We start from the raw sequence: 15,181 nt of genomic DNA on the forward strand, positions 1-15,181 counted from the left end.
TGTATAGCAACAATCTTCGAAAAAGAATGGGTAAGATAACGTCAGTTCGATAAAAATCAGCAGATTTGTCAGCAATCAAACCTAATATGTCAGCAATCTGACCATCGTTTCAGCCTGATATTAGCATCTTTGCACCAAGCTTTACAAGCATAAAGCACATATTATGTTTAACCTTTAAAATGCTAAAACGATGAAAAAAGTAGCACTATTCCTATTTTTATCCGTCTGCTTCGCGCAACAGTCCTGCTCGTCGGATGCTGTTGAAACGGAACCGGAGGAAATTCCACAAAACATTCTTTTTAAAGACGATTTCAACTTTTTCGACGAAAAAGTATGGACGAAAGAGACTCATGAACCCGGTTGGACCAATCAAGAACTACAGGCATACGATGCCGCCCATGTATCGATAGGAAAAGACGGGGATAAATCGGTTCTGATTCTTACCGCCGAACGCAAAGGGAATAAAATCTACTCCGGCAGGATCAATTCAAAAGGGAAAAAGAGTTTCAAATATCGCAAGATAGAAGCAAGTATCAAGCTTCCCAAGACTAACGGCGGACTGTGGCCTGCTTTCTGGATGATGGGAGACAACGACAAAGAATGGCCGGCATGCGGGGAGATCGACATTATGGAAATGGGAGAACAGAGCGGAATGGCTGCGGGCGATTCGGAAAAACAAGTGAACACCGCCATTCACTATGGCCCCAGCGCAGCGGCTCACGAACAGCAATACTACAAAGCCAATGTTGCCAACAGCCTGCAAGACGGCAATTATCACACCTACTCTCTGGATTGGGATGAAAACAACCTGACAATATCCATCGACAACGTCAAGTTTCATACGTTCGACATTAGCTCGAACACATACTTTCATGACAACTTCTACATCCTGTTCAACCTCGCCGTGGGAGGTGCGTTTACAGGAATTACCGACATTAATAAACTGATGGGCCTGAAAGACGGTCAGAAAGTGAAGATGTACATCGACTGGGTGAAAATATTATAGGAATCTTAAATATACATGCTATGAATATGGAAAAATGTAAGTATCTACTGTTTTGCGGAACACTCGCCCTTTGGATGGCGGGAAGTTTCCAGCAAGTGTATGCAGCAACGGAACCAAGTTCCCAAGCTATTCAACAACAAAGCAACAAGGTAACCGGAAAAGTGAGCGATGCCACAGGTCCCATCATTGGGGCTTCCGTAGTGGAGAAAGGAACTGCCAACGGAACGATTACCGATCTGGATGGAAATTTCAATTTGAATGTAAAAGCGGGAGCTACGCTCGTTGTCAGCTACGTGGGTTATAAATCCGAAGAAGTAAAAGCGGGAAGAGGTCCTTTGAACATCACCTTGAAAGAGGACGCCAAAGCATTGGATGAAGTGGTAGTCACCGCCCTTGGCATCAAGAGAGAGCGCAAAGCGTTGGGCTACGGCATTGATGAAGTGAAAGGTGAAGCCTTGACCAAAGCGAAAGAGACGAATCTCATCAACTCCATGGCAGGACGTGTGCCGGGCTTAGTAGTCAGCCAGACCGCCGGTGGTCCTTCCGGTTCTACGCGCGTTATTCTGCGAGGCAGTACCGAAATGACCGGCAACAACCAGCCTCTTTATGTAGTGGACGGTGTACCTTTGGACAATACCAATTTCGGCAGTGCCGGCACAAACGGAGGCTTCGACTTGGGCGACGGTATTTCGAGCATCAATGCCGATGACGTGGAAAACATGTCGGTATTGAAAGGTCCTGCAGCGTCCGCACTTTATGGTAGCCGTGCCAGCCACGGTGTTATCTTGATTACAACCAAGCGAGCCAACAAGGATAAAGTCAGCGTGGAATATAACGGAACGCTGACTTTCGATACCCAACTTGCCAAATGGGACGAAGTGCAACAGATATACGGTATGGGAAGCAACGGTACTTATAGCTATGATGCCATATCCAACACAAACAAAAGTTGGGGCCCCAAAGCGGACGGTTCAAACATGCTGAAGTATTTCGACGGCGTAGAACGCCCTTTCCTCATTGTCCCCGACAATACGTCCAACTTCTTCCGCACAGGTATCACCGCCACCAACTCCGCCATCATAGGTGTGAACAGCGGAAAAACCGGAATTCGCTTTACCTATACGGATATGCGCAATAAAGACATTGTTCCCCAAACGCACATGAGCCGTGACATTTTCAACCTGCGCGCCAATACGTCTGCAGGAAAGGTAGACCTGGATTTCAGCGTCAACTATACACGGGAAGACGTGAAGAACCGTCCGGCACTGGGCGACAGCAAGTCCAATATCGGTAAAAACCTGATGACCCTTGCCACCACCTACGATCAGGAATGGTTGCAAACCTATCAGACTGCCGACGGCGAATATTCCAACTGGAACGGCATGGACCCCTACAACGTAAATCCGTACTGGGATATCTATAAGAACTTCAATAAATCCAAGAAAGACTTGTTCCGCATGAACGGCAAGGCCGTATGGAACATCGACCCACATCTGAAACTTCAAGCAACATTGGGCGCCGAACTCAACTGGTTCACGTTCGATGATTATAAAGCACCTACCACTCCCGGATTCGAAGCCGGAAGACTTCAAAACAGCGCTTTCCGCAACCGCATGTACAACTTTGAAGTGTTGGCTCTCTACAACAACCATTGGGGTGATTTCGATTTCAACGCTACGTTAGGCGGTAATGTATATAAGGTGAACAACCAGACCACCGTTACCACCGCCCAAGACATGAAGATACGCGATGTCCCTTCATTGACGAGCTTCAACGAGATCAGTGTAGTGCCCGGCAGTTACCGCAAGCAGATTAATTCGGTTTACGGAGCAGTGAACGTGGGATGGAAACACATGCTTTACCTCGATGCTACGTTGCGTGGCGACCAATCGTCTACCCTACCTACTGGCAACAACATGTATGTGTATCCTTCTTTCTCCGGTAGCTTTGTATTCTCCGAGCTGACAAAACTGGGCGACCTCCTGCCTTACGGAAAGGTGCGTATGTCATGGGCGCAAGTAGGTAGCGATACCGATCCTTACCAATTGGGACTCGTCTATACGAAATCCAAATATGCTTATCCCGGATATACCATCGGATATATCGATAACGGAACCATCCCCAACAAAGACTTGAAACCAACCAAAACAAACTCCGTGGAAATGGGATTGGAATTGAAATTCCTGAAGAACCGTATCGGACTGGATTTCACCTACTATTCTCAAATCAGTAAAAACCAGATTATGGGAATGGCAAGTTCCTGGACAACCGGTTATAACTATCGCTTGATTAATGCCGGCAAGATAGAAAACAAAGGTATTGAGATTGCCCTTAGCACACGACCGATTCAAACACGCGATTTTTCCTGGGACATTAATCTGAACTTCTCCAAAAACAGCAACAAAGTAAAAGAACTGGATGGCGAATCAGATATGTTTGAACTGGAAAAGGCGTCTTGGCTCGACGTTCAGGTAGCCGCTAAGGTAGGCGAGAACTTTGGTTCTATTGTAGGCCCGGACTTCCAACGAAACGAAAAGGGAGATATTCTGATTGACCCGCAAACCGGTCTGCCGCAATATGACAAGAGCAACCACGTATTGGGTAATGCCTCTTGGGACTGGACAGGTGGATTACTCACCAACTTTACCTACAAAAATCTTTCGCTGATAGCGGTATTCGATGTGAAAGTAGGCGCCGACCTCTATTCCATGTCTGCCCGTGCTGCTTACGAATCGGGTAAAAGTCCGGAAACATTGGCAGGCCGCGACGCCTGGTATCGCTCGGAAGAAGAAAGATTGGCAGCCGGCATTGCAAAAGGAGCCGACAACTGGAAGCCGACAGGCGGATTCGTGGCTCCGGGTGTCATCGACAACGGTGACGGAACGTATCGCCCCAACGACATCTACATCAATCCGGAAGACTACTGGATGAGCGTTTGCCGTAATGCGCCTTCTATGTTTATTTACGACAACTCATACGTGAAATGCCGTGAGCTGACGTTGAGTTACAATGTGCCCAAATCCTGGCTGAAGAATGTAGTAAGCGGACTGACCGTTTCGTTCGTTGCCCGCAATCCGTTCATCGTATGGAAGAATATCCCGAATATCGACCCGGATTCCAACTACAACAATACCACCGGTATGGGACTTGAATACGGTTCGTTGCCTTCACGCAGAAGCTATGGTTTTAATGTAAATGTGAAATTCTAAAAAGATATACCATGAGACAATCTAAATACATCACAATCATCACGATGGCATGTGCCCTGTTTTTCGCTTCTTGCAGCGATGAATACATGGAAAACATGAATACCGACCCTTCCAAGGCCGCTACCATCGACCCGAATGCGCAGCTCACCACTGCCCAACTGCAAACGTACGGAGACCTTAGTATGATGGAAATCTACCGTAACTACCATTATGCATTCACCCAACAACTGATGGGATGCTGGAACACCACCAACTACGGCGGTCGCCATACGCTAGACAATAATGAAATGAGCCGTATCTGGACATCGTTCTACACTCAATCCCTGAAGAATATCATCGATGCTCAATATCGCACAGCCGAAGATGCAGAGAAAGTGAACATCAACTCTGTGCTCCGCATTTATCGGGTTTATCTTATGTCTATCATCACCGACACTTACGGAGACGCTCCTTTCAGTGAAGCCGGCCTGGGATTCCTCGAAGGAAAGTTCAATCCGAAGTATGACAAACAGGAAGATATTTACAACGCTTTCTTTCTGGAGCTGGAAGATGCCGTCAACAAAATCGATCCGACCAAAGATAAAGTGACAGGTGACCTCATCTATGCCGGTGACGTAACTAAATGGCAACAACTGGCAAACTCGCTTCGCCTTCGTTTTGCCATGCGAATCTCCAATGTCAATCCTACAAAGGCGCAAACGGAATTTGAAAATGCTTTGGCTGCCAATGGGGGTGTAATAACGGACGCCTCAAGCGATGCGCTCATCAAATACATGACAATCGCATTTAGTTTCGGACAAGAAGCGTACTCTGATTATCGCGGAAATTCATTGTCGCAGTTATTGTTCGGCAACGACCCCGCCAATAATCCAAGTTACCTCTGTTCCACTTTCTTTAATCAGTTATACAATTCCGGTGATCCCCGTACATTCAAAATTTCCCGTTGTTATTATGACGGCTTGATGAGTGCCACCAGTCCCGACAATCGTGTCGACATCACCCAGGAGATGATTGAAAAAGGGATTGCTTTCAGTCCGCGCGACCCGGGTGCCTACTCGTGGGAACCATGGCCAACAGGATACGACAGCGATATTTGTAAGGAATTAGCCGTTAACAATCCTTCCGTTACGGTCACTATGGCTCGTGAAGTGGAACCCAAACTTGCCAATAATTTCCTAAAAAGCGACAATCCGGGCGTGGTGATGACCTCTGCAGAAGTGAAGTTCCTGATGGCGGAAGCTACCGTGAAAGGTTGGAACGTCGGCAGTGTTTCGGCAGAGGCTCTTTATAAGCAAGGAGTGCGTGCGGCTATGGATTTCCTGACAGACAACTACGGTTGCACGGCTACTACTGATGCAGAGTTCGATGCATTCATTCAAGATAAAGGGGCATTCGGACATACGGACAATCAGAAACTCGAAGCCATCAATACACAGGCTTGGATTCTTCACTTTACCAATCCTGCCGAATGTTGGGCAAACGTGCGTCGTTCCGGTTATCCGAAGTTGAAATCACCGGCAGAATATGGGTTCGGACAATACCTCACCGGTGGAACGGAAATTCCGGTACGTCTCTGTTACCCTGTATTGGAATCTTCCTATAATAAGGAAAACTACCATGAAGCCATCGAACGCATGGGAGGAACAGATAATTGGCACTGCCTTCTGTGGTGGGATACTGAAAACTAACTATTAAACAATCATCCATTATGAAAAAGATATATATTGCACTATTTGCCCTACTCGCTGTAGGCTCCACATTTACTGCATGCACCGAGGAAGAACCGTTCGCTACGGTGACAGAAAATGATGATCCGCATATCCTTGCCCCAGTGTTCCCCGACAGGACGAACGGCCAATTGGCTACATTCGCCAACATCAGCCGGGATGCGAACTTATCCATCGCGCTGACCGTGACTCCGAAAGATTACACCACAGTAACCTGGTTCATTGACGGGCAGGAAGTAGAATCGGGTACCGACTCCGACAAGGCAATCAACCGTAGTCTGAAAGCCGGTACGTATAATTTGAAAATAGAAGTGGAAACTGTGAAAGGGAAGAAGACTTCCCGTGAAGGATTAGTGGTGGTCAACCCATTGGCTGATGACCCTCAATCTAAAGAAGTAGCCTTTGAGAGAATGGTATCTCCCGGCAAGACTGCCCGTTTATATGGCAGTAATCTACAGAAGGTAACGGCCATCCTCTTGGGAGGAAGCACGATTACCGCTCCCACTTATGTTGAATCGGCAGACGGGGACTATCTGGAATACACCGTCCCGACAGGCGTAAACGAAGGCAATTACCGCATCGTTTTGCAAGATGCTGACGGCAATGAATATGGAGCCGACATGGTGAAAGTAACCAATGCTTCCCTTATCATTGCGGGAGCTAACCGGGCTACTGCCAACGTGGATTGGACCATTTCCGGCATCAATCTCGAAAACATCGCTTCTCTAACCATCGGCGGGCAGACGGTATCTCAATTCAGCAACCAATCCTCTACAGAGATTACGCTGACTTGTCCGGATTTGTCTGATGGAAGCTATACGCTGACAGGCAAAACCCGTAGCGGAGAGGCTGTGCAGTTCTTGAACGACAATGCTACAACTACCGAACAGACTGTGACCGTATCTACCGAAATAACGCTTTGGTCAGGACACCATTACGTTTCGTGGGATAAGCCGGACGGTGATCCCAACAAAACTTTTGGTTTGATTCCAATGGATGTGTTTGCCGGTATCACAGCCGGGTCGATATTGAAAGTAGTCTACTCCATAGAACCAACCGCCGAATATCATCAGATGAAACTTGCCACAGGCTGGTGGACTGACCTGACAGATAAGATAGAATTTACGGAAAACGGTGAATACACACTAATACTGACACAAGACATCTTGAATAAGATTCAAGATGAAGCCGGATTCTTATGTGTAGGACATGGCTATTATGTAGACCTGGTAACCATAAAGTAATGAATACCAGATTGAATAAATAATACTACTTAAAAACAAATCATAATGAAACTCAGAAATATTATATTAATGACCGCATCTGTCGCAATGACTGCCTGTTCCAAACAGGCAGTTCCCACTGCCATTCCTGAAGACGCTAAAATAGAACAACAAGTGGAAAAGCTTCTATCAGAGATGGACCTCGATGCCAAGATTGGGCAGATGACCGAGCTTGCTATTGATGTATTAGGAGAGACGATAAATGGAGAATTCCAATTGGACGAGGCAAAACTCCACAAAGCGATTGCTGAATACAAGGTAGGTTCGTTTCTCAATGCTCCCGGCCCGGTAGCACAAAGCCCTGAAAAGTGGAACGAGATTATCGATCGAATACAAGAACTGTCGATGAAGGAGATTGGTATTCCATGTATCTACGGTCTGGATCAGAATCATGGTACTACCTATACATTGGGCGGCACGCTCTTTCCTCAAAATATCAATATGGGTGCTGCCTTCAATCCGGATTTGACCTACGAAGCGGCACGTGTAACGGCTTATGAAACAAGGGCTGGCAATTGTCCCTGGACATACTCTCCCACCGTCGATATGGCACGTGATCCCCGTTGGCCGCGTGTATGGGAAAATTATGGAGAAGACTGTTTAGTCAATGCCATTATGGGCAGCACTGCTGTCCGAGGCTTCCAAGGAGATGATCCAAACCATATTCCCGCCGACCGAATCGCCACCTCCGTGAAACATTACATGGGATACTGCATGCCACGCACCGGCAAAGACCGTACACCGGCTTATATATCGGTTTCCGAACTGCGTGAGAAACACTTTGCACCGTTCAAGGCTTGTGTGGAAGCAGGTGCGCTGACTATAATGGTCAACAGTGGTTCCATCAACGGAAAGCCTGTGCACGCCGACCGCGAACTCCTTACACAATGGCTGAAAGAAGACTTGGGATGGGACGGAATGTTAATCACCGACTGGGCGGACATCAACAATCTTTATACCCGCGAACATGTGGCGGCAAACAAGAAAGAAGCCATCGAAATGGCAATCAATGCAGGTATAGACATGGCTATGGAACCGTATGATCTCAATTATTGTACACTGCTAAAAGAGTTAGTGCAAGAGAAAAGAATACCCATGAGCCGTATTGACGATGCCGTCCGCCGGGTGCTTAGACTTAAATTCCGTCTGGGGCTGTTCGCTCATCCGAACACTTTATTGAAAGATTATCCTCTCTTCGGCAGCAAGGAGCATGCACTTATCGCACTTCATGCAGCTGAAGAATCGGAAGTATTGCTAAAAAATAAAGATAATATTCTTCCGCTTCCTCAAGGGAAAAAGCTACTGGTAACCGGTCCGAACGCCAACTCTATGCGTTGCTTGAACGGTGGTTGGAGCTATTCGTGGCAAGGACATCTGACCGACAGATTTGCCGACAAATATAACACCATTTACGAAGCAATCTGCAACAAATTCGGAGCCGGTAATGTCCGTCTGGAACAAGGCGTAACCTACAAACCCGAAGGTGCTTACATGGAAGAAAATGAACCGGAAATTGAGAAAGCTGTGGCCGCTGCCCGCAACGTGGATATTATTATCGCCTGCATCGGTGAAAATTCGTATTGCGAAACACCCGGCAATCTTTCCGAGCTTGCCATCTCTGCCAACCAAAGCAAACTGGTAAAAGCACTTGCCGCTACGGGAAAACCGATCATCCTGATACTCAATGAGGGTCGTCCCCGCATTATCAACGACCTGGAGCCATTGGCTGATGCTGTTATTGACATTCTATTACCCGGAAACTATGGTGGCGATGCATTAGCGAACATTCTGGCAGGAGACGTGAACCCCAGTGCCAAGATGCCTTACACATATCCGCGACACGAAGCAGCACTGACTACCTACGATTATCGGGTGAGTGAAGAGATGGACAAAATGGAAGGAGCTTACGACTACAATGCGGTAGTCTCCGTTCAATGGCCTTTCGGATACGGATTGAGCTACACCACTTTCGAATACAGCAACTTCCAAACGGACAAATCTTCGTTTACCGCAGGAGATGATTTGCACTTTTCCATAGACGTAACCAATACCGGTAAATATGCCGGAAAAGAAGTTGTCATGCTATTCAGCAGTGATCTTGTGGCTTCGCTTACTCCCGAGAACCGCCGGTTACGAGCCTTTAAAAAGGTGGAACTGCAACCGGGCGAAACCCAAACTGTCACTCTATCCATCAAAGGAAGCGACTTGGCTTTTGTCAATTCCGACGGGCAATGGGTACTGGAACAAGGGGATTTCCGTATGCAATGCGGAAATCAAGTAGTGACTATTACTTACAAATAGGCATTTATAAGTAGATATTTATAGGTAAATATTTATAAGCAGGTGTTTATAAGTAAATGTACATTGTTAATGTATACACTCCCGACAATAACTCCATGAGACACTGCGTTATTTCGGTGGTGAACTCAAATTATCATCTATCCGGCTGAACAGCCTCAAACGGCTGTTCAACCAAATTTAAACAACCGCTCCTCTTGATCCAAACGAGCGTATGTCTACAATAAAAAGACAATCGTTTGAGTCCAAAGGGGCGGTTGTTTTTATCTGAAGGAAAAAGGTATTATTACAAAGGATATTCCTCAAAAGCATACAAAATGGTAGATAAATAACGTTCGCCTGTATCAGGTAATAATGCAACAATCATTTTCCCGGCATTTTCCGGTCGCTTCGCCAGTTCCGTAGCAGCATATACGGCTGCGCCTGAAGATATGCCTACCAACAAACCTTCCTGTTTGGCTAATTCACGACTCGTACGAATGGCATCGTCATTCTGCACCTGAATAATCTCATCTACGATAGAAGCCTTGTACGTTTTAGGAACAAACCCTGCACCGATTCCCTGAATCTTATGCGGCCCTGGTTTACCTCCCGATAGTACCGGAGAATCAGAAGGTTCTACCGCCACAATCTTTATACTCGGATCACGCATCTTCAGAGCCTCACCTACACCACTAACTGTCCCGCCAGTACCTACTCCGGCTACAAAGATATCGACTTTCCCCTCGGTATCTCTCCATATTTCCAGACCAGTAGTTCGTAAATGCATGGCGGGGTTAGCAGGATTCTCAAATTGTTGCAAAATGACAGCTCCCGGAGTGACAGCCTTCAGTTCTTCAGCCTTGGCAATAGCTCCTTTCATACCATCGGCACCAGGGGTCAACACTAATTCCGCACCCAAAGCTTTCAGAAGATTACGCCGTTCGATGCTCATGGTATCGGGCATCGTCAGAATCAGTTTATAGCCTTTAGCTGCCGAAACAAAAGCCAATCCCACACCGGTATTCCCGCTGGTCGGTTCAATGATAGTTGCTCCGGAATGCAAAATTCCTTTCGTTTCTGCATCCTCAATCATAGCCAATGCTATGCGGTCCTTCACGCTTCCTGCCGGATTGAAAGATTCAATCTTTACAATCAGACGAGCTTTCAGGTCGTTACTTGTATTATAGTTACTAAGTTCCAATAACGGAGTGTTACCTACCAAATCCGTCAATTTTCTTGCTATCTTTTCCATATATATATGTTTTAAATTTCTCTTGTTTTAATATATGACAAAGATAGTGCGGATTCTGTTCAGGGAAAATACCACAGATGTGGTAATTTCATACCATATCTGTCTGAGTACATCCTTTATTATTCAAAAATATTCTCATTAATCATTCTTAATAAAATAAGGAAAGATATCTGTTTTGTAAGTTAAGTAGTTACTTATACTTAATAAAACCATCCTATTTATTCCATTTATCAATCATAACTTATGAAATGAACCGATTGTAATATACCACCTCTTAAAACGACAATCTCCCACCCGAAAACATACCCGAAAGTATATCTCGGACAGGAGACCACCATAATAGACAAAACTAACCGTCTGTCCTTTTCCAAGGTTTTCTTTAAAATCCCTCTCTAAAGCTTCTTGATGGAGAAATCGGCAAAACGGATTTCTTCGTCACGCAACTGGTCTTGCCAGCTCCGGTCTTCACCCAGATAGCGGTAGATACCCCATTTGGGACGAAGCCCCATACAGTCCGTGCGCCACATATCCATTTTTTCAGGACCGAACTTTAAGAGTACTTTTCCGTCTTTTATGCGTGTGATAGTTACTTCATACGAACCGTTCTCACCGAAACAGGCTTTTTCTTCTACTTCTACCCAGTTGCCAAGGAAGCCGGCAAGGTCTGTACTGGCAAGGGTAGTAGTGCTTCCGCCACGTTTGTCATAACGTACACGCAGTTGTTGACCGCCTTTGCTGCCGCTGTTGGAATAAGCAGTCAGGGTAATGAGTGGAGAACCGACGTCTGCCGTGCCCGATGAGTTATCAATGCCCTTCAACTGGTGGAGATGGGAGAATTTGGTTGTCGTCTGGAATCCTGCCGGCAAACAGAATTTCCAGCGAAACACCATAGTCTCTCCCTTTTGTCCGACAAGGCTTTTCGGAGATTTATTATCCGTCTTTATCTCATTACGCTGGCGGTCGGTGATGTTTGTCAGTCCGCGGTCATCATCTATCTCGGCATGAATAAAGAAAGCAAATACGTACTTATTTAGCTGGTTGTCATGCACCTGCTGAATATGTTGGAAGTGCTCTGTCTTATGTTCGCGCGAGGAGTCGGGCGCTTCGTGGTTATAGCCCGAACGCTTAATCAAGTCATACGTTTTTGCACTATTACCGTCAGCGATTAACGTGCCGTTCACCGATTCTTCCGGCTTTGATTGCTCCGGTTTCGGCTGTTCTTTCTCATCTATCACTTCCGGCAAACTGTTGGAGCAGGCGATAAAGGCAAAAAGGACTAAGAGTAAAATTCCTTTTCTCATTTGGATTTATTTAATATAGTTGGTCAGGAAGTCTACCGACTTGAAGAAGATCTCTTCCATCTTGTCCGAAGTCTTCGAACTTACGTTATGGTCATAGTATTCATACTTCAACAAGTCACATACTCCGCCTCTTTTCTTTAAAGCCGATGCGAACATTTCGCTCTGTTCACACTCTACCGTAACATCACACGTGCCACATACCAACATGGAAGCAGGAACGTTCTTCTTTGGAATCAAATTTATGGGAGAGGCTTCATGAAGCACTTTCGGATTCCGGTCACAGAAGTATACGATACGCTGGGGGTCTTTCGTTTTCATAGTGATGGCAGCTTTTTCCAGGTCATAAATACCCGAATAGCCTACGAAAGCCTTTGTACCGGGGACAGTCATCGCAGCTACTGCTGCCAAGTGCGCGCCGGCAGAAGTTCCCAGGAAGCCGAAACAGTCAGGGGCAATGTTCAGTTCTGCGGCATGTTCCTGTACATACTTCACTGCGTCCAGAATATCCTGAATAGAGACTTTCACCGTTGCATCGGATTGAGGTGCCAATGTGTAGGAGACACGAACACCTGTTATACCTCTCTGTTTCGCCAAATACTGGGATAAAGACCTCGACGAACCGTTATTGCCCCGCGCCCATCCGCCACCGTGGATGTAAACCACAAAAGGAGCAGGTTTATCTGTCTCTGCAAAGTCTATTGTGAGTGTCAGTTCATAATCCTTATGTTTCTTGTAAACAATGTCCTTGGCAGTGACTCCTTTGTAATCCTTACTTTTCAAGCGGTCTGCCTGATAGGTGTAGGGAACCATCACGTCGGGAATGGTATTCACATCAATAAACTTCGCATATTTCTTTGCATACAACAAGGCATAAGAACCGTCGTCGTTCCGCGTCATCTTCATGCCATAGCGGTTGGAGAACTGCTGTGGTTGAGATTCCTGCGCAAGGCAGAGAAGCGGCAGCATACAAAAACAAAAAATCAGTTTCAGTTTCATGTTATCACTTTATATTAGGTACAGATAATCTTATTTCTTCTTCAAATTTTATTTCTTCTTTAAAACCAGATAAGGTATTGTTTCCACATCGGACGTACTGTATTTCAAACCGATGCGCTTTGCCGTATCGACATACTTCTGATTACCCAATGCCGTTCCCGCTTCATAGAGAAGAATGGCGGCACGGGACTGGTCGAAAGGCTTAATCTGTTTGAATTTCCAGCTTTCGGGATTCAGGTAATAGGGATACAGATACTCTACCGCCTGCGAAGCCATTTTTCCGTTGGAAGCAGGGGTGCTCCATAGATTGATGCCTATCTGGCTAGTAATCTGGTTAGCTTCCATTAAGGCTTCCAAAGCGAAAGTTGAATAATGCAGGGAGAGCGTCCGTTTCAGTTCCTGGGGCAATGAGCCGTCATCGGCAATCTGCGTACCCATCTTGGGAAGGATGCTTTGTTCAGCCACTTCGCGGATGCGGTCGGTACGGTCTAAGTAGGCCAGTACCATCACATGGATGGCTTCGTACCACAAACCATGATTGTTGGCGGCATGCGATTCCCCTTGCCCCTGCGTGCTGTTCTCCATCCAGTAGCAGAAAGCGGTAGCCCAGTCATCGAGTTTTTTCTTATCCGAGGGAGTCCAGCTTTTCGAATCTTCTATCAGTTTGGCAACACCCAACGCACGGCTGAAACGGCGCGAGTCTATGAAACCCGAACCTCTCATTTTCTTCATACCCGGCACAGTTTGGGCGTAAGTCATATTCGGGTTCATACCTAGTTTCGGGTCTGTGAACCATGTCCGCAAGTGGTTGGCACATGCTTTGGCGTAGACTTCTTTTCCTGTGATATAATAGAGTACTCCCAGGCAGTAAGCGGCATCACCAAAACGGTTGGCATTCTCACGTTCGGGGTATTCGTAGACTTCGGGATTGCGTTCGCCATCTTTACGGATATAGGGAAGTCCGTCGGTCTTGGTAGAATCAGGCCACCAATAGGGAGATAAAGTCATATAATCCCTGGGGTCTTTGCTGGGGGGAAGTTTTTTCTTGGCAGTCACCGATAGAGGAGTCATCTTTATATATTTCTCTGCCACCTTTTCCTGAAGTTCAATGTATCGGGTGACCTCTTTCTCACCTTTCTGATAGTCGTTTTTTAGCTGTTCAAGCAAAGTCGCATTAAACGGACCTAAGGGGACGGCATTCAGTATCCCCCAATAGAGGCATACAGCCCATATGGCAAAGATTCGTCTCATAAATATTTTCTTTAAAGTAGGTAAGTATGTCATTCGGAGCGAAGCGGAGAACCTGCTTCTGGTATCTGCCACGAGGCAGGTTCTTCACTACGTTCGGAATGACGGTATCAGCTTTCTTCTTTAAGAGAAGAAACAGCCACCGTTGATATCAATGTTCGTACCTGTCAGGTAAGAAGACTCGGAGCAAGCGAGGAAGCAAACCAGGTCGGCAACTTCATCGGCAGTTCCTTCACGACGCAATGCGTAGGAAGCCTTCATACGTTCGCGGTTTTCCGGCGTATTGAAACGGTCGTGGAAAGAAGTGGCAATCGTGCCTGGACAGATAGCGTTGCAACGGATTCCCTGAGGGCCGAGTTCCTTCGCCATGGAACGGGTAAATGTCATTACCGCACCTTTCGCGGTTGCATACATGGAAGCTCCATTGCCACCGCCGTCGCGGGCAGCCAATGAAGAGAAGTTGACGATAGAACCGCCTGCCGGCATCATCGGAACCACTTCACGGGTACAGAGGAATACGGAACGCATATTGACATCCATCAGGAAGTCATACCAGTCTTCGTCCTGTTCGGTGATTTTCTTACGGCCTACAATGCCGCCTACTACATTCACCAATACATCTACCTTGTCGCCGAATGCCTTGTTGCACTCTGCAAAAAGATTCTTTACCGCAGCAGCCTTTGTCATATCACCCTGAACTGCGATTGCTTCGCCACCGACATTTTTAATCAGTGCCAATGTTTCCTGTGCATCGGCTTCATTGTCGAAATAGTTCAGGCAAACTTTTGCACCTTCTGCTGCCAATTTCACTGATATTGCACGACCAAGGTCGCGTGCGCCACCTGTTACGATAGCTACTTTTCCTTCTAATTTCATAAT

The 15,181-nt window shown here is 46.5% G+C and carries 10 protein-coding genes; 5 read left to right on the forward strand and 5 right to left on the reverse strand.

The annotated features are described in order from the left end of the window. Positions 1 to 190: 190 nt before the first annotated feature. The 5 genes from HMPREF9010_RS21845 to HMPREF9010_RS21825 are packed head-to-tail and all read left to right on the forward strand — an operon-like array spanning position 191 to position 9,526. A complete protein-coding gene (locus HMPREF9010_RS21845) occupies positions 191 to 1,006 on the forward strand; it encodes a family 16 glycosylhydrolase (RefSeq protein ID WP_008646746.1) in 816 nt (271 codons plus the stop codon). A 20-nt stretch (positions 1,007 to 1,026) separates the two neighbouring features. Then, positions 1,027 to 4,215, forward strand: coding sequence for a SusC/RagA family TonB-linked outer membrane protein (locus HMPREF9010_RS21840; protein ID WP_008646747.1), 3,189 nt, complete (start codon positions 1,027 to 1,029; stop codon positions 4,213 to 4,215). Positions 4,216 to 4,226: 11 nt separating this feature from the next. Further along, the gene (locus HMPREF9010_RS21835; protein ID WP_008646748.1) at positions 4,227 to 5,903 is read left to right on the forward strand and encodes a SusD/RagB family nutrient-binding outer membrane lipoprotein; all 1,677 of its coding nucleotides are present in this window, start codon (positions 4,227 to 4,229) and stop codon (positions 5,901 to 5,903) included. Between the two features lie 20 nt (positions 5,904 to 5,923). After that, positions 5,924 to 7,186 (forward strand): hypothetical protein, encoded by a 1,263-nt coding sequence (locus HMPREF9010_RS21830; RefSeq protein ID WP_008646750.1) that lies wholly within the window; start codon positions 5,924 to 5,926, stop codon positions 7,184 to 7,186. Positions 7,187 to 7,231: 45 nt separating this feature from the next. Beyond that, positions 7,232 to 9,526 carry a glycoside hydrolase family 3 N-terminal domain-containing protein gene (locus HMPREF9010_RS21825; protein WP_008646752.1) on the forward strand — a complete coding sequence of 765 codons (2,295 nt, stop codon included), beginning with the start codon at positions 7,232 to 7,234 and terminating at the stop codon, positions 9,524 to 9,526. A 283-nt stretch (positions 9,527 to 9,809) separates the two neighbouring features. Here the strand turns inward: HMPREF9010_RS21825 and cysK are convergent, their stop codons facing one another. From cysK to HMPREF9010_RS21800, 5 genes are all read right to left on the reverse strand, one after another. Continuing rightward, a complete protein-coding gene (gene cysK, locus HMPREF9010_RS21820) occupies positions 9,810 to 10,757 on the reverse strand; it encodes a cysteine synthase A (RefSeq protein WP_008646758.1) in 948 nt (315 codons plus the stop codon). A gap of 392 nt (positions 10,758 to 11,149) precedes the next feature. After that, a complete protein-coding gene (locus HMPREF9010_RS21815; protein WP_008646760.1) occupies positions 11,150 to 12,058 on the reverse strand; it encodes a hypothetical protein in 909 nt (302 codons plus the stop codon). A 6-nt stretch (positions 12,059 to 12,064) separates the two neighbouring features. Further along, positions 12,065 to 13,054 carry an alpha/beta hydrolase gene (locus tag HMPREF9010_RS21810; RefSeq protein ID WP_008646762.1) on the reverse strand — a complete coding sequence of 330 codons (990 nt, stop codon included), beginning with the start codon at positions 13,052 to 13,054 and terminating at the stop codon, positions 12,065 to 12,067. A gap of 48 nt (positions 13,055 to 13,102) precedes the next feature. Beyond that, complete coding sequence (locus tag HMPREF9010_RS21805; RefSeq protein WP_032852421.1) at positions 13,103 to 14,305, reverse strand: alginate lyase family protein; 1,203 nt, start codon at positions 14,303 to 14,305, stop codon at positions 13,103 to 13,105. A 120-nt stretch (positions 14,306 to 14,425) separates the two neighbouring features. Further along, entirely contained in the window at positions 14,426 to 15,178 is a 753-nt protein-coding gene (locus tag HMPREF9010_RS21800) for an SDR family NAD(P)-dependent oxidoreductase (RefSeq protein WP_008641349.1), read from the reverse strand. Between the last annotated feature and the right edge of the window lie 3 nt (positions 15,179 to 15,181).

It is taken from the genome of Bacteroides sp. 3_1_23, from assembly GCF_000162555.1.
Lineage (GTDB): Bacteria > Bacteroidota > Bacteroidia > Bacteroidales > Bacteroidaceae > Bacteroides > Bacteroides ovatus.

What these genes read in the sequence shown, in the direction of transcription:
- HMPREF9010_RS21845 (WP_008646746.1), top strand. Translation starts at nt 191, where the DNA reads ATGAAAAAAGTAGCACTATTCCTATTTTTATCCGTCTGCTTCGCGCAA.
- HMPREF9010_RS21840 (WP_008646747.1), top strand. Translation starts at nt 1,027, where the DNA reads ATGAATATGGAAAAATGTAAGTATCTACTGTTTTGCGGAACACTCGCC.
- HMPREF9010_RS21835 (WP_008646748.1), top strand. Translation starts at nt 4,227, where the DNA reads ATGAGACAATCTAAATACATCACAATCATCACGATGGCATGTGCCCTG.
- HMPREF9010_RS21830 (WP_008646750.1), top strand. Translation starts at nt 5,924, where the DNA reads ATGAAAAAGATATATATTGCACTATTTGCCCTACTCGCTGTAGGCTCC.
- HMPREF9010_RS21825 (WP_008646752.1), top strand. Translation starts at nt 7,232, where the DNA reads ATGAAACTCAGAAATATTATATTAATGACCGCATCTGTCGCAATGACT.
- cysK (WP_008646758.1), bottom strand. Translation starts at nt 10,757, where the DNA reads ATGGAAAAGATAGCAAGAAAATTGACGGATTTGGTAGGTAACACTCCG.
- HMPREF9010_RS21815 (WP_008646760.1), bottom strand. Translation starts at nt 12,058, where the DNA reads ATGAGAAAAGGAATTTTACTCTTAGTCCTTTTTGCCTTTATCGCCTGC.
- HMPREF9010_RS21810 (WP_008646762.1), bottom strand. Translation starts at nt 13,054, where the DNA reads ATGAAACTGAAACTGATTTTTTGTTTTTGTATGCTGCCGCTTCTCTGC.
- HMPREF9010_RS21805 (WP_032852421.1), bottom strand. Translation starts at nt 14,305, where the DNA reads ATGAGACGAATCTTTGCCATATGGGCTGTATGCCTCTATTGGGGGATA.
- HMPREF9010_RS21800 (WP_008641349.1), bottom strand. Translation starts at nt 15,178, where the DNA reads ATGAAATTAGAAGGAAAAGTAGCTATCGTAACAGGTGGCGCACGCGAC.